This is a genomic window from Aquirhabdus parva (assembly GCF_003351745.1).
GTDB classification, from domain to species: domain Bacteria; phylum Pseudomonadota; class Gammaproteobacteria; order Pseudomonadales; family Moraxellaceae; genus Aquirhabdus; species Aquirhabdus parva.
Window position 1 is genome coordinate 974,692 of the sequence record NZ_CP031222.1, and the last position, 24,952, is coordinate 999,643.

23 protein-coding genes are annotated in these 24,952 nt (G+C 45.1%); 16 read left to right on the top strand and 7 right to left on the bottom strand.

Going from position 1 to position 24,952, the window contains the following annotated elements; all coding sequences use genetic code 11:
* Positions 1-46: 46 nt before the first annotated feature.
* Positions 47-1,336 carry a citrate synthase gene (gltA, locus tag HYN46_RS04310; RefSeq protein WP_114898254.1) on the bottom strand — a complete coding sequence of 430 codons (1,290 nt, stop codon included), beginning with the start codon at positions 1,334-1,336 and terminating at the stop codon, positions 47-49.
* 620 nt (positions 1,337-1,956) lie between these two features.
* Between gltA and sdhC the strand changes: the two genes are divergently transcribed.
* The 9 genes from sdhC to sucD all read left to right on the top strand — a co-directional run bounded on the left by sdhC (position 1,957) and on the right by sucD (position 13,968).
* Positions 1,957-2,358 carry a succinate dehydrogenase, cytochrome b556 subunit gene (gene sdhC / locus HYN46_RS04315; RefSeq protein WP_210009354.1) on the top strand — a complete coding sequence of 134 codons (402 nt, stop codon included), beginning with the start codon at positions 1,957-1,959 and terminating at the stop codon, positions 2,356-2,358.
* Positions 2,358-2,708: a succinate dehydrogenase, hydrophobic membrane anchor protein gene (gene sdhD, locus HYN46_RS04320; protein WP_114898255.1), complete on the top strand. Its 351-nt coding sequence runs from the start codon at positions 2,358-2,360 to the stop codon at positions 2,706-2,708. Before sdhC ends, sdhD begins: the two co-directional genes overlap by 1 nt.
* Before the next feature lie 66 nt (positions 2,709-2,774).
* Positions 2,775-4,574 (top strand): succinate dehydrogenase flavoprotein subunit, encoded by a 1,800-nt coding sequence (gene sdhA / locus HYN46_RS04325; protein WP_210009517.1) that lies wholly within the window; start codon positions 2,775-2,777, stop codon positions 4,572-4,574.
* 16 nt (positions 4,575-4,590) lie between these two features.
* Positions 4,591-5,301 (top strand): succinate dehydrogenase iron-sulfur subunit, encoded by a 711-nt coding sequence (locus HYN46_RS04330; RefSeq protein WP_114898257.1) that lies wholly within the window; start codon positions 4,591-4,593, stop codon positions 5,299-5,301.
* Between the two features lie 662 nt (positions 5,302-5,963).
* Positions 5,964-8,810 carry a 2-oxoglutarate dehydrogenase E1 component gene (locus HYN46_RS04335; RefSeq protein WP_114898258.1) on the top strand — a complete coding sequence of 949 codons (2,847 nt, stop codon included), beginning with the start codon at positions 5,964-5,966 and terminating at the stop codon, positions 8,808-8,810.
* On the top strand, positions 8,800-10,047 hold the full coding sequence (odhB, locus tag HYN46_RS04340; RefSeq protein WP_114898259.1) for a 2-oxoglutarate dehydrogenase complex dihydrolipoyllysine-residue succinyltransferase: 1,248 nt from the start codon (positions 8,800-8,802) through the stop codon (positions 10,045-10,047). Before HYN46_RS04335 ends, odhB begins: the two co-directional genes overlap by 11 nt.
* Positions 10,048-10,215: 168 nt before the next feature.
* Positions 10,216-11,655 carry a dihydrolipoyl dehydrogenase gene (lpdA, locus tag HYN46_RS04345; RefSeq protein ID WP_114898260.1) on the top strand — a complete coding sequence of 480 codons (1,440 nt, stop codon included), beginning with the start codon at positions 10,216-10,218 and terminating at the stop codon, positions 11,653-11,655.
* A gap of 253 nt (positions 11,656-11,908) precedes the next feature.
* Positions 11,909-13,084, top strand: a complete 1,176-nt coding sequence (sucC, locus tag HYN46_RS04350) for an ADP-forming succinate--CoA ligase subunit beta (protein ID WP_114898261.1) — start codon at positions 11,909-11,911, stop codon at positions 13,082-13,084.
* A gap of 2 nt (positions 13,085-13,086) precedes the next feature.
* Positions 13,087-13,968, top strand: a complete 882-nt coding sequence (gene sucD / locus HYN46_RS04355; protein ID WP_114898262.1) for a succinate--CoA ligase subunit alpha — start codon at positions 13,087-13,089, stop codon at positions 13,966-13,968.
* 173 nt (positions 13,969-14,141) lie between these two features.
* Here the strand turns inward: sucD and HYN46_RS04360 are convergent, their stop codons facing one another.
* On the bottom strand, positions 14,142-14,624 hold the full coding sequence (locus HYN46_RS04360; RefSeq protein ID WP_114898263.1) for a hypothetical protein: 483 nt from the start codon (positions 14,622-14,624) through the stop codon (positions 14,142-14,144).
* A 470-nt stretch (positions 14,625-15,094) separates the two neighbouring features.
* On the opposite strand from HYN46_RS04360, the gene HYN46_RS04370 reads away from it, so the two are divergent.
* Positions 15,095-15,517, top strand: a complete 423-nt coding sequence (locus HYN46_RS04370) for an acyl-CoA thioesterase (protein ID WP_114898265.1) — start codon at positions 15,095-15,097, stop codon at positions 15,515-15,517.
* A gap of 51 nt (positions 15,518-15,568) precedes the next feature.
* Here the strand turns inward: HYN46_RS04370 and HYN46_RS04375 are convergent, their stop codons facing one another.
* Together HYN46_RS04375 and HYN46_RS04380 are read right to left on the bottom strand one after the other, a co-directional pair.
* Positions 15,569-15,763, bottom strand: coding sequence for a bacterioferritin-associated ferredoxin (locus HYN46_RS04375; protein ID WP_114898266.1), 195 nt, complete (start codon positions 15,761-15,763; stop codon positions 15,569-15,571).
* Positions 15,764-15,967: 204 nt separating this feature from the next.
* Positions 15,968-16,735 (bottom strand): aspartyl/asparaginyl beta-hydroxylase domain-containing protein, encoded by a 768-nt coding sequence (locus tag HYN46_RS04380; protein WP_228254884.1) that lies wholly within the window; start codon positions 16,733-16,735, stop codon positions 15,968-15,970.
* A 385-nt stretch (positions 16,736-17,120) separates the two neighbouring features.
* Here HYN46_RS04380 and thrS point away from each other — a divergent pair, with 385 nt between their 5' ends.
* The 4 genes from thrS to HYN46_RS04400 all read left to right on the top strand — a co-directional run bounded on the left by thrS (position 17,121) and on the right by HYN46_RS04400 (position 20,945).
* Positions 17,121-19,064 (top strand): threonine--tRNA ligase, encoded by a 1,944-nt coding sequence (gene thrS / locus HYN46_RS04385; protein ID WP_114898267.1) that lies wholly within the window; start codon positions 17,121-17,123, stop codon positions 19,062-19,064.
* A 50-nt stretch (positions 19,065-19,114) separates the two neighbouring features.
* Positions 19,115-19,612, top strand: a complete 498-nt coding sequence (gene infC / locus HYN46_RS04390) for a translation initiation factor IF-3 (protein ID WP_210009526.1) — start codon at positions 19,115-19,117, stop codon at positions 19,610-19,612.
* A 176-nt stretch (positions 19,613-19,788) separates the two neighbouring features.
* Positions 19,789-20,574 carry a PhzF family phenazine biosynthesis protein gene (locus tag HYN46_RS04395; protein ID WP_114898269.1) on the top strand — a complete coding sequence of 262 codons (786 nt, stop codon included), beginning with the start codon at positions 19,789-19,791 and terminating at the stop codon, positions 20,572-20,574.
* Positions 20,571-20,945 (top strand): GFA family protein, encoded by a 375-nt coding sequence (locus tag HYN46_RS04400; RefSeq protein ID WP_114898270.1) that lies wholly within the window; start codon positions 20,571-20,573, stop codon positions 20,943-20,945. The genes HYN46_RS04395 and HYN46_RS04400 overlap by 4 nt, the downstream gene beginning before the upstream one ends.
* 19 nt (positions 20,946-20,964) lie before the next feature.
* Here the strand turns inward: HYN46_RS04400 and HYN46_RS04405 are convergent, their stop codons facing one another.
* From HYN46_RS04405 to HYN46_RS04415, 3 genes are all read right to left on the bottom strand, one after another.
* Positions 20,965-21,420 carry a GFA family protein gene (locus HYN46_RS04405; protein ID WP_114898271.1) on the bottom strand — a complete coding sequence of 152 codons (456 nt, stop codon included), beginning with the start codon at positions 21,418-21,420 and terminating at the stop codon, positions 20,965-20,967.
* Positions 21,421-21,495: 75 nt separating this feature from the next.
* The gene (locus HYN46_RS04410) at positions 21,496-21,843 is read right to left on the bottom strand and encodes a DUF4870 family protein (protein WP_114898272.1); all 348 of its coding nucleotides are present in this window, start codon (positions 21,841-21,843) and stop codon (positions 21,496-21,498) included.
* Between the two features lie 205 nt (positions 21,844-22,048).
* Positions 22,049-22,822 carry an SDR family oxidoreductase gene (locus HYN46_RS04415; protein WP_114898273.1) on the bottom strand — a complete coding sequence of 258 codons (774 nt, stop codon included), beginning with the start codon at positions 22,820-22,822 and terminating at the stop codon, positions 22,049-22,051.
* Between the two features lie 121 nt (positions 22,823-22,943).
* Between HYN46_RS04415 and HYN46_RS04420 the strand changes: the two genes are divergently transcribed.
* Both HYN46_RS04420 and HYN46_RS04425 read left to right on the top strand, forming a co-directional pair.
* On the top strand, positions 22,944-23,843 hold the full coding sequence (locus HYN46_RS04420) for a LysR family transcriptional regulator (protein WP_114900600.1): 900 nt from the start codon (positions 22,944-22,946) through the stop codon (positions 23,841-23,843).
* A 127-nt stretch (positions 23,844-23,970) separates the two neighbouring features.
* Positions 23,971-24,894 (top strand): NAD(P)H-dependent flavin oxidoreductase, encoded by a 924-nt coding sequence (locus tag HYN46_RS04425; RefSeq protein WP_114898274.1) that lies wholly within the window; start codon positions 23,971-23,973, stop codon positions 24,892-24,894.
* Positions 24,895-24,952: the final 58 nt, after the last annotated feature.

Sequence of the window (24,952 nt, forward strand, 5' to 3'; positions counted from 1 at the left end):
TAGTGTTGTTTACACCAGCCTTGTGATCAAGCCAATATTTATAAAATTAGCGCTTATCGAGTGGCGTGAAGTCGCGTTGCAATGAGCCAGTATACAGTTGACGTGGACGGCCAATTTTGTATGCAGATGAATGCATTTCTAGCCAATGGCTGATCCAGCCGACAGTACGTGCCAGTGCGAAAATCACTGTGAACATGCTGGTTGGGATGCCAATTGCTTTCAGGATAATACCCGAATAGAAGTCGACGTTTGGATAGAGTTTGCGATCAACGAAGTACGGGTCGTTCAGTGCGATTTCTTCTAGTTTCATCGCCAGTTCTAACTGTGGATCGTTGATGCCAAGCGCAGCCAGCACTTCATCACAGGTTTCTTTCATCACTTTTGCGCGTGGGTCAAAGTTTTTGTATACACGATGACCAAAGCCCATCAGTTTCACTTCTTTGGTTTTTACTTTTTCCATGAATTCTGGAACTTTATCGACAGAGCCGATTTCGTCCAACATTTTCAATACTGCTTCGTTTGCGCCGCCATGTGCAGGACCCCACAATGCTGCGATACCTGCTGCGATACATGCATATGGATTTGCGCCAGTAGAACCTGCAAGACGTACAGTTGATGTTGATGCATTTTGTTCATGGTCTGCATGCAGCGTGAAGATACGGTCCATTGCTTTTGCAAGGATAGGGTTCACTTTGTAATCTACATCGGCAGGTACAGCGAACATCATGTAGAGGAAGTTTTCAGCGTAGTTCAAGTCGTTACGTGGGTACATAAACGGTTGACCGACTGAATACTTGTAGCACATTGCTGCGATCGTGGGAATTTTTGCAACGAGGCGGATAGCAGTAATGTTGCGATGATCAACATTGTTGACATCTAAAGCGTCATGGTAGAACGCTGACAGAGCACCTACCACGCCACACATCACCGCCATTGGATGTGCGTCGCGACGGAAGCCATCGAAAAATTTACGGATTTGATCGTGAACCATCGTGTGGTTGGTCACGAGTTTAACGAACTCTTCTTTTTGTTCGCTTGTTGGCAACTCGCCATTCAATAACAGGTAACAAACTTCTAAATAATCTGACTGATCAGCCAGTTGTGCGATTGGGTAGCCACGATGCAGCAGGATTCCTTGATCGCCATCAATGTACGTGATTTTGGATTCACAGGCTGCAGTTGCCATGAAGCCAGGGTCAAATGTGAAATGATCTTTTGCTAAAATGTCTTTGACATCAATCACATCAGGACCAAGCGTGCCGCTATAAATCGGTAGCTCAATTTGTTGTTCGTTGAGCGTGAGTACGGCTTTTTTGCCAGTCGAAGTGCCAGACATTTGGAAACTCTCCAGAAACGATAAACCAGAAAAATGATTGAGAACAAAGTTGCAGATCGCAAACGTATATCAAAATCGAATTAAATCAACACCGAATTAAAGCAAAAGTACATTCAATCAGCGACCTTCACGACGCGCAGATGCGGTAAACACAGAGGTTTTTGAGGAGGACGCATAAAACAGTGCGCTAATATTACTACAAAAACAATAAAAAGCGGCAACTGATCATTCAAACGATGTGTAAGAAATTCTGTTTACAAGATAACGCGCATCTGCGCATGGATAAAATACTTTGGTCATTTAGTCTGGTGATATCGTTTTTTTGAAAAAAAATATAGATCGTTAATTGGTCGAATCATAGGGGTGAGTAGGCTAGATCAATAAAATTGGGCTAGATGCGTCTCTAAAAGAGTGATCAGAGCCTACATTAAGTCATTTGTAATTATTTGTGCTACTCATTATACTTTCGGGGCGTTTTAGACCAGTGTGGGCTTCATTGCTGATAGTGGTACTTTTGAAGCGTGTTTGGTCTTTTTTAAATCTAAATTCCCTTAACCCCAGTGGTTAGCTGCTCGCATGGATTCAGATCCAAGTAGCTTATAGCTAGGTACTACTACAGGATGATCGCCTTGAAAAGCAAAAGACCTGTTAATTTGCCACTAAGCCAAGTCATTAGTGTCAATTTAAAATCGCCAGTGGCGATTGCGTCCATTTTACACCGTATCTCTGGTGTTGTTCTTTTCCTATTAATTCCCGCTTTACTCTATGTGCTGCAACGTTCATTGGCGTCGGCGCAAGAATTCGATGTTGTCCATAACGAAATTTTCGGAAATATTTTTGTCCGTCTCATCGTTTGGGTATTTCTTGCGGGTCTGATTTACCATTTATTTGCAGGCATTAAGCATTTACTTGCTGACGTCGGTGTGGCTGAAGAGCTACAAAGTGGTCGCAATGCATCATGGATCATGCTTGCTTTGTCAGGTATTGGTATCGTCGCAGCTTTCATATGGGTGGTGCTCTAATGAATAGTGCAACAGGATTAACAGGTCTAGGTTCACGCGATTGGGTTGTACAGCGCGTTTCGGCGATTGTGCTTGCGGTATATACCCTCGTTGTGTTCGGTTGGGTTCTTTGTCATTCATTAAACCATACCCTTGATTATGCGAGCTGGTACGGTTTTATGATGACTTTGCCGATGAAAATCTTCAGTTTACTAGCGATTCTTTCTTTAGCTGGTCATGCTTGGATTGGGATGTGGACGATTTTTACCGACTATATCAACAGTTCAGTTGGATTGCGTTTGGTATTACAAACAGCGACCGTCATTTCAATTGTGGTCTTTGTGCTTTGGGGTGTCCAGATTTTCTGGTAATCAAAAAGATATCAACGCTATACAGGTTTAAGGAGAGTATTTGTGGCTGCATTGTCCAAAGATGACATGAGCAATATCAAGACCCTGAACTTCGACGCCGTGATTGTTGGTGGCGGCGGTTCAGGTATGCGTGCTTCATTACAGCTTGCACGCGCAGGTCTTAAAGTTGCGGTTTTAACGAAAGTATTTCCAACCCGTTCGCATACTGTTGCCGCTCAAGGCGGTATTGGTGCGAGTCTGGGGAATATGGATGAAGATAATTGGCACTACCACTTTTACGATACCGTAAAAGGTGGAGACTGGCTCGGTGATGAAGACGCGATTGAGTTCATGACCCGTGAAGCACCAAAAATGGTGTACGAGCTTGAGCACATGGGTATGCCGTTTGACCGTAACGCAGATGGAACAATCTATCAACGTCCATTCGGTGGTCATAGTTCTAACTATGGTGAGAAAGCGGTGCCGCGTGCATGTGCGGCAGCTGACCGTACAGGGCATGCACTCTTGCATACGCTCTATCAAAAGAATCTTGAAATGGGGACGCAATTCTTCGTTGAATGGATTGCACTTGATTTGATTCGTGATGATGATGGCGAAGTGTTGGGTGTAACAGCGATCGATCAAGAAACTGGTACCGTAGGTGTATTCCAAGCCAAAGCAACCTTGTTTGCAACGGGTGGTGCAGGTCGTATCTATGCCGCGTCAACCAATGCATACATCAACACGGGTGATGGCTTGGGTATGGCTGCACGAGCTGGCATTCCATTACAAGATATGGAGTTCTGGCAATTCCACCCAACGGGTGTGGCGGGTGCTGGTGTGCTCTTGACTGAGGGTTGTCGTGGTGAAGGTGCGGTTCTTCGTAACAAAAACGGCGAGCCGTTCATGGAGCGTTATGCACCGACACTAAAAGACTTAGCCCCACGTGATTTCGTATCGCGTTCGATGGACCAAGAGATTAAAGAAGGACGCGGGTGTGGTCCTCGCGGTGATTATGTGTTGCTCGATATGACCCATTTGGGTAAAGAGCGCATCATGAAGCGTCTGCCATCAGTTTTCGAAATCGGTAAGAAGTTTGCCAACGTTGACTGTACCAAAGAGCCAATTCCAGTCGTGCCAACAATCCATTATCAAATGGGTGGTATTCCAACGAACATTCATGGTCAAGTGGTTGTACCTAAAGACGGCGAGCCAAACGTGGTCGTCAAAGGCCTGTATGCGATCGGTGAATGTTCATGTGTGAGTGTGCACGGTGCAAACCGTCTGGGCACCAACTCACTCCTTGACTTGATCGTATTTGGTAAAGCGGCTGGTGATCATATCACTGAGACTGTGCGTAACTCGTCAAGCGATTACAAGCCACTACCTTCACATGTACTGCAACGCAGCATGGGCCGTATTAACAAGTTGCAAGAGTCTACACAAGGTGAAAATGCACAAGACGTCGCGGATGCAATCCGTGCAGTTATGCAGACTCATGCTGGCGTGTTCCGTACTCAAGCACTGATGGATGAGGGTGTGCAGCAGATTATGGCGCTGGAACCACGTGTTAAAAATATCCATTTGGCAGATAAGTCACAAGTCTTCAATACGGCACGTATCGAAGCACTAGAGGTTGAGAACTTGTTTGAGGTGGCTAAAGCAACCATCGTTTCTGCTGCTGCACGTAAAGAGTGTCGCGGTGCGCACACTGTTGTAGATTACGAATATCCTGCGGATCATCCTACTATGGCCAATGGTCGTAACGATGAAGAGTGGCGTAAACACACGCTGTGGTACTCTGTCGACAACCGTTTGGAATACAAGCCTGTACGCACGAAGCCGTTGACTGTTGATCCAGTCCCACCTAAGCCACGTACGTTCTAATCAGGAGAATATCGAGATGAGTCACGGAATCCGTACTTTTGAAATCTATCGCTATGATCCTGATAAGGATAAAGCGCCTTACATGCAGACTTTTCAGATTCAGTTGGAAGAAAGCGACCGTATGTTGCTGGATGCGCTGATCAAACTGAAGAAGCAAGATGAAACTTTGTCGTTCCGCCGTTCATGCCGTGAAGGCATTTGTGGTTCTGATGGCATGAATATCAATGGCAAAAATGGTTTGGCGTGCTTGCAGAACTTAAATGATTTGCCTGCTAAAATCGTATTACGCCCTTTGCCAGGCTTGCCAGTGATTCGTGATCTGGTTGTGGATATGACCCAATTTTATACTCAGTATGAAAAAGTTCGTCCATATCTTATCAATGAACAACCAGCACCGCCAACTGAGCGCCTGCAATCTCCTGAAGACCGTGAAAAGTTGGATGGTTTGTATGAGTGCATTCTGTGTGCATGTTGCTCCACATCATGTCCATCATTCTGGTGGAATCCTGATAAGTTCTTGGGTCCATCTGCATTACTTCAAGCGTATCGTTTTATCGCGGATACACGTGATAAAGATACTGCTAAACGTTTAGCTGATCTGGATGATCCATTCAGCTTATTCCGTTGCCGTGGAATTATGAACTGTGTGTCAGTTTGTCCAAAAGGGTTGAATCCAACCAAAGCAATTGGTCATATCCGTAATATGATCTTAGATCAAGCGGGTTAATCGGCTAGAACACAAAAAGCGCACCCTATTCGGTGCGTTTTTTTGTTTTAATGATTAAAATATAATCAAAATACAGTAATATTTCTTATCTTAATATCAGCTATAGTTCAAAAAAATCCAGTGAAGGTTGTTATGCGTGATAGCATTTTCAACCATGAAATTTAGGCAATGAATCGCTAATTTGATGGGCAAACATGGGGTTAGTTTGTTCAAAGTGTGAACGGTATTTTAGTGTAAGAGTTTATGAGAAGTCATATTCGCCAAACGGGTTGTATGGAAATACCGCCTCTTTTGCCAATCTGACTTGTACAAAAATGTCCATCCTAAACTGGACTGTTGAAAAAGTGGTGGTTTATCCAAATGGTAATTTTTTTGGATGCTGCACGAATGGGGTTTCTCGTCTACAAAAACTAACGTAAAACGTGAGTTTGGATGTGGTGAGAAGTGCGCGTTTGGCTTAGTCTAAGCATAGCATTTGAAATTCTTTTTTCGAATGTTTTGCTGGTAAAAGCACTTTTGCGACTACTGCTTTTTCATGTGTTGGATCGCAGTAGTCGCAGTTCCAGTGGTAAGACATGTTTAGGCGCAGTGTTAGGGAAGAAATTGGTTTTCCTTAGGATTGTAATAGTTAGATTAGTAGTGATTTAAAGACGAGTAAACTCATGCAAGAGGCACAGATGCAGCGAGCGGATACCGAGCTATCCGGAGAGAACGCAGCCTATATCGAAGAACTCTATGAGCGCTATCTGACCGATCCCAGTTCGGTCAGTTCAGATTGGCAAACACTGTTTGACCAGTATCCCAAAGGCGATCAGCCGCATAGTAATGTCATTGAACAATTTGTCCTGTTGGCACGCAACTCAACGCGTTTGCAACCCATGGCTCAAAGTTCTGTCAGTACCGATCACGAAAGACGTCAAGTTGGTGTATTGCAACTCATCGCAGCATACCGTAGCCGTGGTCATCAAAAAGCAAAATTAGATCCGCTGAATTTAATGGTACGTCAGCATGTACCTGATTTGGATCTTGCTGCACACGGGTTATCTCGCTCAGATTTCGATACGACTTTCCAAACGGGCAATCTGCAAATTGGTAAAACCGAAGCCACATTGGGTGAAATGGTCAATGCGATGGAAGCTATTTACTGTAGCTCCGTTGGCGCAGAATACATGCACATTGTAGATACCAAAGAGAAACGCTGGATTCAGCAACGTCTAGAGAGTGCGCGTGGTATTCCGCAATTTTCAGATAAAGTTAAAATTGGCTTGCTGGAGCGTTTAACCGCTGCTGAAGGATTAGAGAAGTTACTCGGCAGTAAGTATGTCGGTGCAAAGCGCTTTGGTCTGGAAGGTGGTGAAAGCTTCATTCCGATGGTCAATGAGATTATTCAACGCGCTGGGTCTGTCGGTACACGTGAAGTCGTGATTGGTATGCCACACCGCGGTCGCTTGAATATGCTGGTTAATATTCTGGGTAAGAATCCAGCAGATTTGTTTGGAGAGTTTGAGGGCAAAACCTTCAATAAAAAAGGTTCTGGTGACGTTAAATATCACCAAGGTTATTCCAGTAATGTCATGACCCCAGGCGGCGAAGTGCATTTGGCATTGGCATTTAACCCTTCTCACCTAGAAATCGTCAGCCCAGTGGTTGAGGGTTCCGTCCGTGCACGACAAGTTCGTCGCAAAGACATCGGTGGCGACGCGGTCATTCCAATCATTGCCCACGGTGATGCTGCATTTGCGGGTCAAGGTGTGGTGATGGAAACCTTCCAGATGTCACAGACTCGTGCATATACCACAGGCGGTTCGATTCATATTGTAGTGAACAACCAAGTAGGCTTTACCACCAGTCGTCAAGATGATGCGCGTTCTACCGAATACTGTACTGATGTTGCGAAAATGGTGCAGTGCCCAATTTTCCATGTCAATGGCGATGATCCAGAAGCAGTACTGTTTATTACCCAACTGGCTGTCGACTACCGCATGCAGTTCCACCGCGATGTGGTGATTGATTTGTTCTGTTATCGCCGTCGTGGTCATAACGAAGCTGATGAACCCTCAGCGACACAGCCTCTGATGTATCAAGTGATCGCAAAACTCCCGACAACTCGCACACTGTATGCTGACAAGCTCGTCTCTGCAGGCGTGATCAGTCGTGCCGATGCAGATCAAATGATTGAAGACTACCGTGATGCACTTGAGAAAGGTGAGCACGTGGCGAATGCCTTGGTTGGTGAACCCAACAAAGCATTATTCATCGACTGGAAACCTTATTTAGGTCATACCTTAGTAGATGACTATAATACCGGTGTTGATATCGATACGCTCAAAGCATTAGGCACGCAAATGAATCTGCTGCCCGATGGTTTTGTATTGCAAAAGCAAGTTCAAAAAGTGATAGATGACCGTTTGAAAATGCAGACTGGTGAGTTGGCATTGAATTGGGGCGCAGCTGAAACGCTTGCATATTCGACATTGCTTAATGAAAACTTCCTTGTCCGTTTAACAGGTCAAGACGTCGGTCGTGGAACATTCTCGCATCGTCATGCTGAATTATACAATCAAGTCAACGGCGAGATGTATGTGCCGCTTGAACACGTTAAACCTGATCAAGCTCGTTTTGCACTCTATGACTCTTTCTTGTCTGAAGAAGCTGTTTTAGCCTTTGAATATGGGTATGCAACCACGATTCCTGATGGTTTGATTATTTGGGAAGCGCAATTTGGCGATTTCTTGAATGGTGCTCAGGTTGTTGTGGATCAATTCATCTCCAGCGGTGAAACCAAGTGGGAGCGCGTTTGCGGTCTGACCTTGCTATTGCCGCATGGCTATGAAGGGCAGGGACCTGAACATTCTTCGGCACGTTTAGAGCGCTTCTTGCAATTGTGTGCTGAAGACAACATGCAAGTCTGTACACCAACCTCTCCTGCGCAAATCTTCCATTTACTACGTCGTCAAGCGGTGCGTCCAATCCGTAAGCCATTGGTTGTGATGTCTCCGAAGAGCTTGCTCCGCCATAAGCTTGCAACATCCAATCTGTCTGAACTGGCTACGGGTAAGTTTGAGACCGTGATTGATGAGATTGATGCAATTGATAAGACTGCGGTTACACGTGTTGTGCTGTGTGGTGGTAAGGTGTATTACGATTTGCTTGAAAAACGTCGTGAGCTGAACTTAACCGATGTTGCAATTATTCGTGTTGAACAGCTTTATCCATTCCCAGCCGCACGTTTAGGACAAACTCTTGCTGCTTACCCCAATAATAAGCAAGTGGTCTGGTGCCAAGAGGAACCACAAAATCAAGGTGCATGGTCTTTCCTCGCACCGTTACTTTACCCAGTTGTATATGAAGTTAAAGCAGGCACACCAGTGCGCTGCGCATCACGTCCTGCATCTGCTGCACCAGCATGTGGTTCAGCATATTTACATGCAAAACAACAAACATCACTGGTTGCAGCCGCACTCGGTATAGACGAAGAATCTGAAGGAGCAACATCTAATGGCCACTGAAATTAAAGCCCCGGTTTTCCCTGAATCAGTTGCAGACGGAACGGTTGCCGCATGGCATAAAAAAGTGGGTGAAGCGGTTAAACGCGATGAAGTTTTGGCGGATATCGAGACTGACAAAGTTGTTTTAGAAGTTGTCGCCCCTGCTGATGGCGTTCTAACCAGCATCGTTAAGAATGAAGGCGATACCGTACTGTCTGGTGAAGTCTTGGCTCAATTTGATGCTGGTGGTGCTGCAGCACCATCCATTCCTGCACATCAGGAGCCTGCACAAGCTGGTGCAATGCCGATCAGTGAACGTGATCCAGCGGTGAATCCTGTTGTACCTGACAGCGCGCCTCAAACACAATCTGCTCAGGATCAAAGTCCTGCAGTGCGTAAAGCGGTGACTGAAAACAATATCAATCCTGCCGATATCGAAGGTTCGGGTCGTGGTGGTCGTGTGACCAAAGAAGATGTCGTTGCGCATGTTGCTGCGCCTAAGGCCGCACCTGCCGCTGCTGCACCGACTGCGACAGCTGTTTCTCTTGCGGTTGGTGAGCGTGTTGAAAAACGTGTACCTATGACTCGTTTACGTCAACGCGTTGCTCAGCGTTTATTGTCTGCAAGTCAAGACACAGCGATGCTAACGACTTTCAACGAAGTCAATATGAAGCCGATTATGGACATGCGTAAAGCATACGGTGATCGTTTTGAAAAACGTCATGGCACCCGTTTAGGTTTCATGTCTTTCTTTGTTAAAGCCGCCACTGAAGCACTAAAACGCTTCCCAGCTGTAAATGCTTCACTTGATGGTAACGACATTGTTTATCATGGTTATTACGATATCGGCGTTGCGGTGTCATCTGACCGTGGTCTGGTTGTGCCAGTCCTACGTGATACAGATCGCATGAACCTTGCGGAAGTAGAAAAGAACATTATCGATTATGGTACCAAGGCACGTGATGGCAAATTGGGTATCGATGATATGACAGGCGGTACATTCACCATTTCTAATGGCGGTGTGTTTGGTTCATTACTATCGACGCCGATTTTGAACCCGCCCCAAACGGCTATTCTCGGTATGCACAAAATCCAACAGCGCCCAATGGCGGTTGATGGCCAAGTGGTGATTCTGCCGATGATGTATTTAGCACTGTCATATGATCATCGTATGATTGATGGTAAAGAAGCGGTGAGCTTCCTCGTGACATTGAAAGATTTAGTCGAAGATCCAGCATTACTATTGCTTGATCTATAAGGTTGCTTTTGGCCTGATGCATTGGCATCAGGCATGGATTTGAAAAGTGTTTTGTGGAACCCCTTGCTGGAAAGGCATACAAAACACTTGAATCCTTTTTTTTGAAAACAAGTCGATCCTTGATTCCAAAAAAGAAAAATGCAACAAAACCTATAGAGGATAGAACAGATGTCAAAGCAATACGATCTCGTAGTCATTGGTGGTGGTCCTGCAGGCTATGAAGCAGCCATTCGTGGTGCTCAGCTTGGTATGAAAGTCGCTTGTATTGAAAAACGTGTCCACAAAGGTAAGCCATCATTGGGTGGTACATGTTTGAATGTGGGCTGCATTCCATCAAAAGCACTTTTAGATTCATCGCATCGTTATGAAAGTACGATTCATGATTTAGGCGCTCATGGGATTACAACCGGCGATGTTGCGATTGATGTCACGACGATGGTTGCGCGCAAAGATAAAGTGGTTGATCAGTTGACCAGTGGTATTGCCGCACTTTTTGTCGGTAATAAAATTGAATGGCTGCAAGGTACAGGTAAATTGCTCGCTGGTAAGAAGGTTCAATTTACACCGCTTGATGGTGGCGAAGTTCAGACACTGGATGCAACCAATGTCATTTTGGCATCGGGTTCAGTACCGGTAAATATTCCTGTTGCGCCCGTCAACGAACAAGAAATTGTTGATTCAACCGGTGCATTGGATTTCACGACTGTACCTGCCACACTGGGCGTGATTGGTGCTGGTGTGATTGGTCTTGAGCTCGGTTCAGTATGGCGTCGTTTGGGTTCTGAAGTCGTCGTATTTGAAGCATTGGATACGTTCTTACCCGCAGCAGATAAAGCAGTTGCCAAAGAAGCACAGAAAATTCTGACCAAGCAAGGGTTGGATATTCGCCTCAATGCGAAAGTCACTGCAACACAAATTGCCGATGGCAAAGTGACTGTGAATTACAACCAAGCGGGTGAAGACAAGGTTCAAGTTTTTGATAAGTTGATTGTGTGCGTAGGTCGTAAGGCGTATGCAGCCGATCTGCTTGCTGAAGACAGTGGCATCAAATTGACCGAACGTGGTCTGATTGATGTCAATGATCAATGCTTAACGTCTGTTGAAGGCGTTTATGCAATTGGTGATTTGGTCCGTGGCCCAATGCTTGCGCATAAAGCCATGGAAGAAGGTGTCATGGCGGTTGAGCGTATCCATGGTCAAGCGGCTCAAGTGAATTATGACACGATCATCAGTGTGATCTATACCAGCCCTGAGATTGCGTGGGTGGGCTTAAGTGAAGAAGCCGCCATTGCCAAAGGTCATGAAGTCAAAACTGGTCAGTTCTCATTTGCCGTGAATGGACGTGCATTGGCATCAGGTGACACTGCTGGATTTGTGAAGTTTGTTGCAGATGCTAAAACTGATCGTTTGCTGGGTATGCACGTGATTGGCGCAAGTGCTGGCGATATCGTTCATCAGGGCATGATTGCACTTGAGTTTGTTTCTAGCATTGAAGATTTGCAGTTGATGACTTTTGCGCATCCTACCTTATCTGAAGTTGTGCATGAAGCCGCATTGTCAGTTGATGGTCGTGCTATTCATGCGATCCAACGCAAACGCAAAGCTTAAGACTGTAGATCATAGGCGACCCTAATCGGTCGCCTCATTATTTTTGATATTTCGTGATGTGTTGTTTTACCGTTTTTAAAGCTATGAAGCCTTAGCGTCGTGTAGACGTAGAGCCAAAAGTAAATTCCTCTGATTCTGAGTGTTTTTCAGATATTCGGGGTAAGTGGATTTTGCTTTTATTGTAATTTTAACCAGCGCTGCTTAAATCGCTTCTTATATAAGCATGCAGCGCACATTAAATGAAGGGTGTCGCATGAATTTGCATGAGTACCAAGGCAAACAAATATTTGCCAAGTATGGATTACCAGTAAGCACTGGTTTAACTGCAAGAACTCCAGAAGAAGCACGTGCAGCAGCCGAGAAGTTGGGTGGACCAGTTTGGGTAGTGAAAGCCCAAGTTCACGCAGGTGGCCGTGGTAAAGCCGGTGGTGTAAAACTGGTTAAGTCTGTCGATGAAGTTGTTGCGTTCGCTAAAGCACAATTAGGCACACGTCTTGTAACCTTCCAAACTGATGCGAAAGGTCAACCTGTTGATATTATCTATATCGAAGAGCCTACTGATATCGCACGTGAATTATACCTCGGTGCTGTTGTGGATCGTGCTACTCGTAAAATCGTATTCATGGCATCAACTGAAGGTGGTGTGAACATCGAAGATGTCGCACATGACACCCCAGAAAAGATTCTGAAAATGGTCATCGATCCGCTGATCGGTGCACAAGCCTACCAAGGTCGCGAACTGGCAAAAGCACTGGGTCTTGATGCCAAACAAACACGTCAATTTGCAGATGTTTTCCAAAAGCTTGCAAAACTGTTTGTAGAAGAAGATTTGGCACTGCTTGAGATCAATCCATTTGTGGTTAAGACTGATGGCAACCTGCATTGCTTAGACGCCAAAATGGTCATTGATGGTAATGCATTGTTCCGTCACCCAGACCTGAAAGCGATGGATGATCCATCACAGGTTGATGAGCGTGAGCGTCGTGCGGCAGAATTTGAACTTAACTATGTTGCACTTGAAGGCAATATCGGTTGTATGGTCAATGGTGCGGGTCTTGCGATGGCAACCATGGATTTGATCAAACTTAAAGGCGGTCAACCTGCTAACTTCCTCGACGTAGGTGGTGGCGCGACGAAAGAGCGTGTCACTGAAGCATTCAAAATCATCCTTTCTGATGACGCTGTTGAAGCTGTTTTGGTTAACATCTTCGGTGGTATCGTGAGCTGCGCCATGATCGCTGAAGGGATCATTGCCGCGGTAAAAGACGTTGGCGTAAAAGTACCTGTTGTCGTTCGCTTAGAAGGGAACAACGCAGAACTCGGCGCAAAAACATTGCGTGACTCAGGCTTAAATATCATCTCTGCAACATCATTGAATGACGCTGGCGACCAAGTCGTTAAAGTTGTAGCAAACGGCGCAGGAGCATAATCATGAGCGTATTGATCAATAAAGACACTAAAGTGATTTGCCAAGGTATCACTGGTTCACAAGGCACATTGCATACCAAGCAAGCACTGGAATACGGCACAAAAATGGTTGGTGGCGTAACACCGGGTAAAGGTGGCACTGAGCATTTAGGTCTACCAGTTTTTGATACGGTTAGAGATGCCGTTGAAGCGACTGGTGCAACTGCTTCAGTGATTTATGTGCCAGCAGCGTTCTGTAAAGACTCTATCCTCGAAGCTGTTGATGCTGGGATTGAGCTGGTTGTTTGTATCACTGAAGGTGTACCAACCATCGACATGCTTTATGTCAAAGAATACATTTTGCGTAAAGGTGGTGTGCGTCTGATCGGACCAAACTGCCCAGGTATCATCACACCAGGCGAATGCAAAATTGGTATCATGCCAGGATTCATTCACTTGCCAGGTAAAGTCGGTATCGTATCTCGTTCAGGTACGCTGACTTATGAAGCCGTTAAACAAACGACTGATCTCGGTTTTGGTCAATCAACCTGTATCGGTATCGGTGGTGATCCGATCCCAGGTATGACTTTTATCGATGCGTTGACTTTGTTCCAAGCTGATCCACAAACTGAAGCAATCATCATGGTTGGTGAAATCGGTGGCTCTGCAGAAGAAGAAGCTGCTGAATTTATCAAAGCGCATGTGACTAAACCAGTTGTGTCTTACATTGCTGGTGTGACCGCTCCTGCAGGTAAGCGCATGGGCCATGCGGGTGCGATCATTTCTGGCGGTAAAGGTACTGCTGATGAGAAGTTCGCTGCACTACAAGCTGCTGGTGTGAAAACTGTTTCTAACCCAGCGTTGCTCGGTCAAGCATTGGGTGAGCTAACAGGTTGGATTAAATAATCTGATTTGTTTTGTTTCAATAAAAAAATGGATGCTTCGGCATCCATTTTTTATGTTCAATTTTCAAAAAGTCATTAACATTAAAAAATGGACGCTTATAGCGTCCATTTTTTAATTCACATCATCGGTGTTTTCAGAAGTCTTATGACTTGTGAAAGTATCGATGTCATGACTTATTGCTGAGGAGCAGAGGTCGTTGCGCCTGCATCAGCACCTGCACCCACACCCACAGAGCCTGCTGGAGTTTGAACACCTACATTTGCAGATCCACTGGTCGATGCGGCGGGTGCTGGGTCAGCACTTGGCGCTGGAGCAGTTGTGGTGATGCTACCTTTAAGGGTATCTGAGGTTGATGTCGGTGGTGTAATGGCTGCCGCAGCAGGGGCAGTAGCACCAGACACAACACCGCTTGACGTCGCTGTTACGCCACCGGTTGCTTCTTCGGCACTCGCTTTTGCTTTTTCAGCAGCGGCTTTACTTGATTTGGTTACTTTATGCTTTGCATGTTTAACCGCTTTGGTTACTTCACCTGTAGCATCAGTCGAAGCATTTGCAGAGGCATCAACACTTGCACCAGCAGCATGTGCAAAAAGTGGCAAACTCAAACTAATAGCAAGAACAGACAGACCCGTCATCGTTTTAAACGTGTTTTTCATGGTAATACTCCAAATGAACCTTTAAATGATGTACTCGAACGGATGAGCACATTTCGTAGGTGGAATTCAGAATAGCGGCTGAGACTCAGAGTTTTGTCTTAAAAGGTCGTGACTTTCGTCAATTTATGAGTGTTTCTATGAAAGGTGTGTCAATAAAGAAGCCGAAACAGGCGTTTGATATTTCTTATGGGAGTTTTCTGTAAAATTACTGATAACTAAGTCACTTTATTTTAGGGAAATTATTTATTGGGTAATAAAATCATAATGTTACAATGTAATCTATTTTTGTGGGTGAGTGATTTTCAGCCTGGGGTACATCGTTTTTTTATTTTTCTACCTCAATTTAAGACTAAAGAACATAATTGGAGTGCTGGCTATTCTACGGTACTGCCTATCAATTTTATATTGAACTATAGACCTGAAGTCATCAAAATGATCAATGAACTTCAGTAGATAAGGATAAAGCGATCATGACGGATATTGCTCAAAATTTGAGTGTTCACACCCAAGATAACCAGCCTTCAGGCCTTTTATCATTACAAACGGTGGCGATGCCTGCTGACACCAACTGGTCCGGGGATGTTTTTGGTGGGTGGTTGGTGTCGCAAATGGACTTAGCGGGTGCGGTTTATGCACGTTTGCACTCAAAGGGACGTGTCGTCACAGTATCTATTGATAAAGTCGTTTTTCATGCGCCTGTAAAGGTAGGCAGTATTTTGGCGTGTTATACCAAGATGCTAAGAATCGGCAATACATCCATGCAAATGCTGATCGAAGTCTGGGAGATTCATGATGACAAGCTAGATGCTCGAAAAATGACTGATGGTATTTTTACGTATGTCGCGATTGATGCTGATGGGGTGAAACGCAAGGTTCCACCACTTTCTGAATAGTCTGCTGATCGTAAATTATGAGTGAATAGCAAGGTAACTGCGGTTTTAAACTTAAGCCGCAGTAGAGATATTGCTAGCGAGTTTTGCCAGTGTTTCATCAATCAATTGACGGGTCTCGGGCACACACATGCCGCAGCATGTACCGACGTCGAGTTCATCACGCACTTCACGAAAACTTTCACAGCCGTTTTCTACGGCTTGTTTAATGGCTTTGTCAGTCACTGCACGGCAGAGGCAAACGTACATAAAGGTTCTCTAAGCTGGTTAAGATCGGAGTATCAGTCCCATGCTTTGGGGAGCAAAAGAGACTTGGGTAAAGTCTCAAATGGGAATACCTCTATTATTGATAATTATTCTCAAATGTCAAGCATTATTGATCGTAGAATAGTTCTTGTTCCGATAAACGGCGGAACGTGCTTATTTCTCTAAGGGGGGGGTCACGGTTGAGCCTTATGCGGCCCATTCTTTTAGACCACGACGTCCCTCTTGAACAAATCGTGAATGTTTCACTCCCCAAAGAAAGAGCCCACCAATGAGCTTTCCAAGTATGCCGACAGGGCGCCGGAACTGGATGAGTAGCACGACGCGTATTTCATCCGTATCGTTGCGGACTTCATGCTGAAAGACATCATCAAACACTAGCGCTTTACCTTCTTGCCATCCTACATGCTGATCAACAACACGCATCTGACATTTTTCCGTCTCATTGGGCACAGTTAGACCGAGGTGACAAGTAATAATAGCTTTGGTAACACCGGTATGCGTAGGTAGGTGGGTATGAGGAGCAAGTATTGAAAAAAAAGCGGAATTGAGGCCCGGAATATCCTTAACGAGTTCGGCGGTGCGTGGGCAAATTTGGCAGTTCCCATCGACACGGTATCCATAACCATATAGAAAGAAAGCGCGCCATTTTCCTGCAGGAGCTATCCGGCGGTGATCTGGCGATATAGTTGCAAGTGGGGGAACCGTATTCAGATCTTGCAGTGCAGTATCTGCTTCTTTCTTGATTTCTTCCCAGTGCGCTTCCAATTGAGTAATCCATGGAAAGTCTCGTGGCTCGTAGAAAGGATAATTGCCAATTTTGGAGGACTTGGCCACGATGCCATTGACCCAAGGTTGTATGCGTTTCCCGAGTCGCATGATTAGAGGTCTTTTGGGGACCAGTGCCGAGCTTGGGGGAGTTGGAGTAATCATTTTTGATGGCTTTTCTAATTGCACGATAAGGCCCCTTAGTCAGTATAAAAAAGATGTAATCATTATTCAGACCTCTAGGCGATATTGCAGCACTGAGGTTCTCTTTATCCAGATATTAAGCGATTTAAAGCTTGAGGGATTGAGAAATTGAAAAATATTCATTAAATGAATTAGAGTAATAAGTTAATGCATATTCATAGCTTAAAGTCTCCGTAACGGATGACTTTTGATATAAAACTTGCTAAAGTCGATGCCTTCCATTTTTCATCCCATGCGTAGGGGAGTCGATGGGAGTTTCTTGATTTCTGCGTGTTTTTAAATGCGGATTTTAAGTACCAAATCTTTCTTAAATTTAATCTCGCGGTGATATGACCTTTAGTACAGGCCATCACTCCCCAAGGATCTCGTTATGTCTAGTTCTTCAAATATCATTATCACTCTACCTAATGGCGATCAAAAACAATTTGATCAGCCTGTATCGGTTATGGATGTCGCTCAAAGCATTGGTGCGGGTTTAGCAAAAGTCACCCTCGCTGGTCGTGTGAATGGCAAGCTGGTCGATGCATCGGACCTCATTCGTGAGAATGCAACACTGCAAATTATCACCCCTAAAGATGAAGAGGGGCTTGAGATTATTCGCCATTCGACCGCACATTTGGTTGGTCATGCCGCGAAGCAGTTATTTCCCGATGTCAAAATGGTGATTGGTCCTGTTATTGAAGAAGGATTCTATTACGACATCTATAGTGAGAAGCCCTTTACATTAGATGATGTCGCATTAATCGAAGCGCGCATGAAAAAGCTTATCGATGAAGACTATGACGTCATCAAAAAAATGACTCCACGTGCCGAAGCTATCGCGGTGTTTGAGTCACGCGGTGAAGAATATAAACTGCGCTTGATTAATGACATGCCCGACGAAACTGAAATGGGCCTGTATTATCATCAAGAATACGTCGATATGTGCCGTGGTCCCCATGTCCCAAACACCCGTTTTCTCAAAGCTTTTAAACTGACAAAATTGTCTGGCGCATACTGGCGCGGCGATGCGAAGAATGAACAGCTGCAACGTGTTTATGGCACTGCATGGGCGGATAAAAAGCAGCTTGCTGCGTATATTACTCGTATCGAAGAAGCTGAAAAGCGCGATCATCGTAAGATTGGTAAGGCACTTGATTTATTCCACATGCAGGAAGAAGCTCCGGGTATGGTGTTCTGGCACCCCAATGGCTGGACCATCTATCAGGTGCTTGAGCAATACATGCGAAAAGTTCAGCAAGATAATGGCTATCTTGAGATTAAAACCCCTCAAGTCGTTGACTTAGTACTCTGGGAAAAATCTGGACATGCTGCAAACTATGCTGAAAACATGTTCACCACGCATTCGGAAAACCGTAATTACGCCGTCAAACCGATGAACTGTCCTTGTCATGTGCAGGTATTCAATCAAGGTTTGAAGTCTTATCGTGACTTACCGCTACGTTTGGCTGAGTTTGGTTCTTGTCATCGTAATGAGCCCTCGGGTTCACTGCATGGCATTATGCGCGTGCGCGGCTTTACTCAAGATGATGCGCATATTTTCTGTACTAAAGAACAGATCGGTGCAGAAGTTGCTGATTTCATTGCATTGACTTTAGCTGTTTACAAAGACTTTGGCTTTGATGACGTGCAAATGAAGTTATCGACTCGTCCTGCTAAACGTGTCGGTGATGATGCGCTCTGGGATTTGGCTGAAAAATCATTGGCTGATGCCTTGGATGCTGCAGGATTGAAGTGGGATCTACAGCCGGGTGAAGGCGCGTTCTATGGCCCGAAAATTGAATTTTCACTGAAAGACTGCTTAGGTCGAGTCTGGCAGTGTGGTACAATTCAATGTGATTTCAATATGCCTATGCGTTTGGATGCGTCGTTTGTCACTGAAGACAACCAGCGTGACCATCCGGTAATGCTTCATCGTGCGATTTTAGGCAGCTTTGAGCGTTTTATTGGTATACTGATCGAACATTACGCAGGTTTGATGCCGCCGTGGTTAAGTCCAGTGCAGGCATGTGTGATGAATATCACTGATAGTCAAGCCGATGCGTGCCGAGAAATCGTTAAAAAACTGAGTCAACAAGGCATTCGTGCTATAAGTGACTTGAGAAATGAAAAAATCGGCTTTAAAATTCGCGAGCGCACTTTAGAGCGTGTTCCTTACCTTCTGGTATTGGGCGATCGTGAAGTGGAAGAGGGTACGGTGAATGTTCGTACTCGTGGTGGTAAGAATTTAGGAACAATGACCATAGAAGCTTTTGTGGCATTAGTTCAATCCGCCGTTGCCGAACGAGGCAGGCATATTTTGGAGCAAGAGTGAACAAACCCGAACCACGTAGCCCGCAGGGTGCAAAAGGCAGTCGCCCTGCAATCAACAGTGAAATCGAAGCCGCACAAGTTCGGTTAGTCGATGAAAATGGCGAACAAAAAGGTATCGTTTCTTTAGCTGAGGCAATTAGTGCAGCAGAGGCGGTCCAGCTTGATTTGGTTGAAATTGTTGCCAATGCTGAGCCTCCTGTTTGTAAAATCATGGACTACAACAAGCATTTGTTTGATATCAAACAAAAGCAAAAGGATGCGCGTAAGAAGCAGCACCAAGTCCAAGTGAAGGAAATCAAGATCCGTCCAGGCACTGAGGAAGGCGACTATCAAGTTAAATTCCGTGCAATCGAGCGTTTCTTGGAAGACGGTGACAAGGTGAAGATTACGTTGCGTTTCCGTGGTCGTGAAATGGCTCACCAAGAAATTGGTCTGAAGCAATTGCAACGGATCGAGGCTGATGTCGCTGAGATCGGAATCGTTGAACAAGCGCCGAAGATGGAAGGCAAACAAATGGGTATGCTGATCGGTCCTAAGAAGAAAAAATAATCTTCTTAGAAACGATGAATTAAAAAAAAGCCTTGCAAGTGATTGCGGGGCTTTTTTATTGTGCTTTCATATCTGCTTTAAATCTGTTAATCGTGGTATTACAGATTGATAACTAGACGGAATGATTTGTGTCCTGTCGTTCATTTACAGTAAGTCATTTATAGGAGGATGGTTTGATGCGCATGCCTATCTACCAAGTTGATGCTTTTACCACACAGCAGTTTAAAGGAAATCCTGCGGCCGTAATGTTGATGAGTCATTTTTGGGATGATGAGATTTTGCAGGCGATTGCAGCCGAAAATAATCTCGCTGAAACGGCATTTTTAGTCGCGGATGGAGCCGATTATCGCTTGCGTTGGTTCACACCGAATGTTGAGGTGCCGCTGTGTGGCCATGCGACACTTGCGAGTGCGGCAGTTGTGATGGAGCGGTTAGAACCAGGTCGTCAAGAGGTGATCTTTCATTCGGCAAGCGGCCCATTGAGAGTGAATAAAACAGCTATGGGCTATGTTTTGAATTTTCCAGCACGTCCATCTGAATGTATTCCGACACCTACAGGACTCGCTGAGGCGCTGGGTGTGGCACCTGTTGAGGTTTATTCAAATGCGTTTAATTACATGGCCGTTTTAGAGAGTGTCGAGATTCTAAAGTCGCTTACTCCAGATATGGCGGCGCTTGCACGTTTGGATCGTAATGGTGTGATCGTGACGACCTTGGGCGATGAGACATTTGATTTTATCAGCCGCTATTTTGCACCTGCCAAAGGAATTCCAGAAGATCCAGTGACGGGAGCCGCGCATTGTATGCTGGTTCCATACTGGGCGAAGCGATTGGCAAAAAATGAATTCCGAGCGTATCAAGCTTCTAAACGGGGTGGGGAGGTGTTATGCCGGTTAGTGGGAGATCGGGTCGAGCTAGAAGGCGCATGCGTGTTTTATCTGGAAGGTGAGGTGAGTCTATGACGACTTATTTGGGCGCTTGTCATTGCGGTTCGGTAAAATTCAGTATTAATTCAATGATCACTGAGCTGACGACATGTGATTGTACGTTGTGCCTGATGCGAAATGCAGTCATGGCACGGGTGCCAGAGCAGAGTTTGAAAGTCATTGAGGGTGAAAAATTCCTGACGCTTTATCAATGGAATACATTTCGAGCAAAGCATTATTTTTGTAGTCAGTGCGGTATTTATGTCTTTCATCGCAAACGTGCAATGCCTGATCATTTTGGCATTAATGTTTTTTGTTTGACGGGTTTTGACATGACATCAGTCGCCGTTCGAGCAACGGATGGAGCCAATATGAGTTTGGTTAATTCATCATTCAAGACCCATTGAACTGGGCAAAAAAATTTGGTTATTCAAATTTTACATCTGAAAACCACGCTTTTTTCCAGCGTTCTATTTTGTCCTCTGTAGATAGCAGTTTAGGGGACACCGAAGTTTCGGGGAGGCAATCTGCACGATCAGAGAGTGCTTTTACATTGATCGTGGCGTAGAGTCCTGCTTCGATCGTGGCGTAGAGTCCTGCTTCTGATTGGAAGCTTACACCTGCGACCACACCGCAAATCTTACAAATTAAAAAATCGGCAATGGCATCACCCTGACGGTAGCGACTTAAAGCGTCTTTATCCTTGGTGGTAATGACGAGTTTGCCTTGAGGGTCGGAGAGATAAGATGCGCCATGAGTCTTACAAAAGTCACAATCGCATGCACGTGGTTTATAGGCGTTGAGCGCTTTGGTGAGTTCCACTGCTAGTTTGATATTGGAGCAATGGCAGCCACCGGCATACACATAAGCGGTCGTGTCCATGACGCGGTTTCTCTGATGAATGTGGCGGCTCAGAATAATATCTGAGCGGGAGGGAGAGCTGATTGTTTTTAAGTATTAATCGGCATACATCGGCTTATTGTCATTCAACCACAATACGCCTTTTACCAGTCTATAGATAAACCAAATACAATTAGCGGCCAAAATCACCCAGCCCACCAAAATGATGAGTGTGATGAATCCGATCACAGTCCAAAGCACACTGAACCAAAATGTTCGAATTTGCCAACGATAGTGACTTGCTAGCCAAGTATTCGCAACATCATCTTTCTTAATATAGTTCACGATAATCGCGACGATGCAGGTAATGCCGACTAGAAAAGATGCGGCGTAAAGTCCATAGATAATCATGGTCAATGATTTGGCATCTTTCATTTTTTCATCGATATCTGGGGTGATGTCCATCAAACCTTACTCCATACAGCTGAAGATATTTGAATCTGTTTTAAACACGCTTCATCGTTTATTTATAGAGCATTTTTTTAGATTAAACAATTTTTTTCAGATCTTTAAAATAATTATTGAAAATCCTCATGGGACGGGTGACATATTCAATTGCGCATAAAAAAAGCCCCATATGGGTATGAGGACTTTTTCGTCATTTAGCTCTTTAGCGTGTGGTATATCCACCATTGGCAAAGATAGTCTGGCCGGTAATCCACCATCCTTCAGACACAAGAAAGCGAACCAGTGGCGCTATATCTTGAATTTCGGTTAAACCACTTTTAGTTCGGCTGCTGAGTGCTGCGGCAGTAGCATGATAAGCCGCTGATTCTTTGGATTCGGCTGGGTAGAAGAAAGGAGTATCCATCGGGCCGGGTCCCACAGCATTGACTGAGATGCCCCGTTCGCCAAACTCTTTAGAGGCAGCTCGGGTGTAGTGTTCAACGGGTGCTTTACTGCCGGGATAGATCGCATAAAACGGTGTGTATGCCGCAAGTAATGAGCTGACGATGGAGACAATACTGCCATTATCAGCCAGTTTTTTGCCCGCTTCTTGAATGAAGAAGAATGCTGCTTTGGAGTTCACCCCAAACATGATGTCGTATTCTGCTTCCGTCACATCAACGATTGGTTTTTTGATCACCATGCCCGTGGTATTGATCGCAATATCGACATGACCAAAGGTTTTAATGGTTTCGTCAAAGAGTTTGGTGACATTCGCTACTTGTGTTAAATCGCCTTGTACTGCAATGGCATCGCTACCTAAAGCTTTCACAGCGGCAACAGTTTCTTCTGCGGCTGCACGCGTAGCATCACTATTGTAATGAACGGCTATGGCTTTGGCACCATGGGCCGCAAGGTCACGAGAAATGAGACCCCCGAGATTTTTGGCACCGCCTGCGACGATGACCACTTTTTCAGTTAATGAATGTTCAGACATGTGAGGGTTTCCTTGATGATTTAAACCGGATGGTTTAAGCAAAGATAATGATTTTATTTGTTCAAATAAATGTCATAATAAAAATAGACTATTTATAAAATTGATCTAATAGGTGGTTGCTGTGGATCAGCTACAAGCAATGCAGGTATTTGTCCGCGTGTGTGAGAGTGGGAGCTTTACCCATGCTTCCGATGTACTCGGTATCTCGCGTGCTGCCGCGTCAAATGCGATTCAGCAGTTAGAAGGTCAATTGCAGACACGTCTCCTGAATCGCACGACACGGCATGTGCAATTAACTGCCGATGGTCAAACTTATTTCGAGCGGTGTATACGGTTGCTTGCAGACTTTGCCGAGACACAGGTTTTATTTCAGCAATCGGATCAGAAACCCCGTGGCAAGCTTCGCGTCGACGTTCCGAGTCGGATCGCGCGCTGTGTGATCGTGCCAGCGCTCCCGGACTTTTTTGAGCGCTATCCTGATATAGAACTGCAATTGGATGTGACGGATCGTCAGATTGATTTATTTCGCGAAGGAGTCGATTGTGTTGTGCGTGGCGGTCAATCACAGGACCACAATTTGATTTCTGTGAATCTTGGGATGCTTGCGCAATCCAATTGCGCAAGCCCAAGCTATATTGATCATTATGGACTGCCTTTGGCAATTGAAGACTTAGAGAAACATTGGATGGTCAGTTATGCTTCACCGTTAACTGGGCAAGTGTATGATTGGGAGTATCAGCGGAATGGCATATTAAAAACCATCAATATGAAGAGTCGTCTAACTGTAAATAACGTTGAGGCTTATATTGCCAGTGCCATCGCAGGTTTAGGTCTCATTCAAATTCCCAGTTACGATGTGGCCGCTGAGATTAAACAAGGCATGCTGATGCCTGTATTGCTGGATTATCCGCCTGACCAGCTACAACTGAATATACTTTATCCCCGCTGGCGACAATTATCTCAGCCTGTACAGGTATTTACAGCATGGATGCGTGAGCAGTTTGCATCGCGTATGGTCTAGGCTATCGTATCGCTTTCTGACCAGTGTTAGCTTTGGACATGTTTTGTTTTCAATAAAACATTGAAACTGACGGCTAATTCACGCAGGATTAGGTTTTATTTTAATTTGCTTTTTTGAGGCTGCTTTAATGTCCGTTCATTCACTTTTTGGCCCATCGTTACGTTTACCGATTATTGCGGCACCGATGTTTTTGGTTTCCGGTTTAGAACTGGTACAGGCCTGTTGTCATGCAGGGATTGTGGGTTCATTTCCAGCGGCAAATGCACGTACTTTGGATGATCTACGTGACTGGTTGACCCAGATGCAGGCTTTTCAAAAGACGCATCCGAATGCAGCGCCGTATGCAGTGAATATCATTCTGCTGGACAAAATGAATGATCGTAAAGAAGAAGAGTTAGCGCTGGCTGAAGAGTTTCAAGTTCCCGTGCTGATTACTTCAGTGGGTGATCCAACGACCACCGTGCAACGTGCTCATGCATGGGGCGGCAAAGTGATTCATGACGTGGTATCGATCCGCCATGCACAAAAAGCAGCGGCGGCTAAAGTCGATGGTTTGATTTTGGTGACGAGTGGAGCAGGGGGGCATACAGGTCCACTTAATCCTTTTGCCTTTATTTCACAAATTCGTGAGTTTTGGGATGGTTTACTGATTGTTGGTGGCTCGGTGTCTAATGGTCAAACTGTACGCGCGCTTGAAGTGGTTGGTGCGGATATGGCGTATATCGGTTCACGATTCATTGCAACCAATGAATCAATGGCGCAGCAAGAGTACAAAGATATTTTGGTATCTAGCGAAGCTGCTGATGTGATTCTCAGCCCGATATTCTCAGGCGTTCCTGCACATTATTTAAAGCCTTCGATTGCACGTGTCGGGCTTGATCCTAATCACTATACCGCAGAAGAAGTAAAAGAGAAGAATATCAAAGCATGGCGTGATGTGTGGAGCGCTGGACATGGGGTTGGTTCCATCCACGACATTATTCCTGCTGCGGAGCTGGTGGATCGTCTAGAAGCAGAATATCGTCAAGCGGCTGCAAAACCGGTGTTTTAAGCGTTTTATTCGCTGTGGAGAGGATGTTTATGCCATGATTTTTGCATAAACATCTTTT

Bases quoted from the DNA above. Each gene is read 5' to 3' on its own strand.
- sdhD (WP_114898255.1), top strand. From the start codon at position 2,358: ATGAATAGTGCAACAGGATTAACAGGTCTAGGTTCACGCGATTGGGTT.
- sdhC (WP_210009354.1), top strand. From the start codon at position 1,957: ATGATCGCCTTGAAAAGCAAAAGACCTGTTAATTTGCCACTAAGCCAA.
- odhB (WP_114898259.1), top strand. From the start codon at position 8,800: ATGGCCACTGAAATTAAAGCCCCGGTTTTCCCTGAATCAGTTGCAGAC.
- HYN46_RS04360 (WP_114898263.1), bottom strand. From the start codon at position 14,624: ATGAAAAACACGTTTAAAACGATGACGGGTCTGTCTGTTCTTGCTATT.
- gltA (WP_114898254.1), bottom strand. From the start codon at position 1,336: ATGTCTGGCACTTCGACTGGCAAAAAAGCCGTACTCACGCTCAACGAA.
- HYN46_RS04335 (WP_114898258.1), top strand. From the start codon at position 5,964: ATGCAAGAGGCACAGATGCAGCGAGCGGATACCGAGCTATCCGGAGAG.
- HYN46_RS04330 (WP_114898257.1), top strand. From the start codon at position 4,591: ATGAGTCACGGAATCCGTACTTTTGAAATCTATCGCTATGATCCTGAT.
- sucC (WP_114898261.1), top strand. From the start codon at position 11,909: ATGAATTTGCATGAGTACCAAGGCAAACAAATATTTGCCAAGTATGGA.
- HYN46_RS04395 (WP_114898269.1), top strand. From the start codon at position 19,789: ATGCGCATGCCTATCTACCAAGTTGATGCTTTTACCACACAGCAGTTT.
- HYN46_RS04410 (WP_114898272.1), bottom strand. From the start codon at position 21,843: ATGGACATCACCCCAGATATCGATGAAAAAATGAAAGATGCCAAATCA.
- HYN46_RS04405 (WP_114898271.1), bottom strand. From the start codon at position 21,420: ATGGACACGACCGCTTATGTGTATGCCGGTGGCTGCCATTGCTCCAAT.
- lpdA (WP_114898260.1), top strand. From the start codon at position 10,216: ATGTCAAAGCAATACGATCTCGTAGTCATTGGTGGTGGTCCTGCAGGC.
- HYN46_RS04400 (WP_114898270.1), top strand. From the start codon at position 20,571: ATGACGACTTATTTGGGCGCTTGTCATTGCGGTTCGGTAAAATTCAGT.
- HYN46_RS04375 (WP_114898266.1), bottom strand. From the start codon at position 15,763: ATGTACGTTTGCCTCTGCCGTGCAGTGACTGACAAAGCCATTAAACAA.
- sucD (WP_114898262.1), top strand. From the start codon at position 13,087: ATGAGCGTATTGATCAATAAAGACACTAAAGTGATTTGCCAAGGTATC.
- sdhA (WP_210009517.1), top strand. From the start codon at position 2,775: ATGAGCAATATCAAGACCCTGAACTTCGACGCCGTGATTGTTGGTGGC.
- thrS (WP_114898267.1), top strand. From the start codon at position 17,121: ATGTCTAGTTCTTCAAATATCATTATCACTCTACCTAATGGCGATCAA.
- HYN46_RS04425 (WP_114898274.1), top strand. From the start codon at position 23,971: ATGTCCGTTCATTCACTTTTTGGCCCATCGTTACGTTTACCGATTATT.
- HYN46_RS04415 (WP_114898273.1), bottom strand. From the start codon at position 22,822: ATGTCTGAACATTCATTAACTGAAAAAGTGGTCATCGTCGCAGGCGGT.
- HYN46_RS04370 (WP_114898265.1), top strand. From the start codon at position 15,095: ATGACGGATATTGCTCAAAATTTGAGTGTTCACACCCAAGATAACCAG.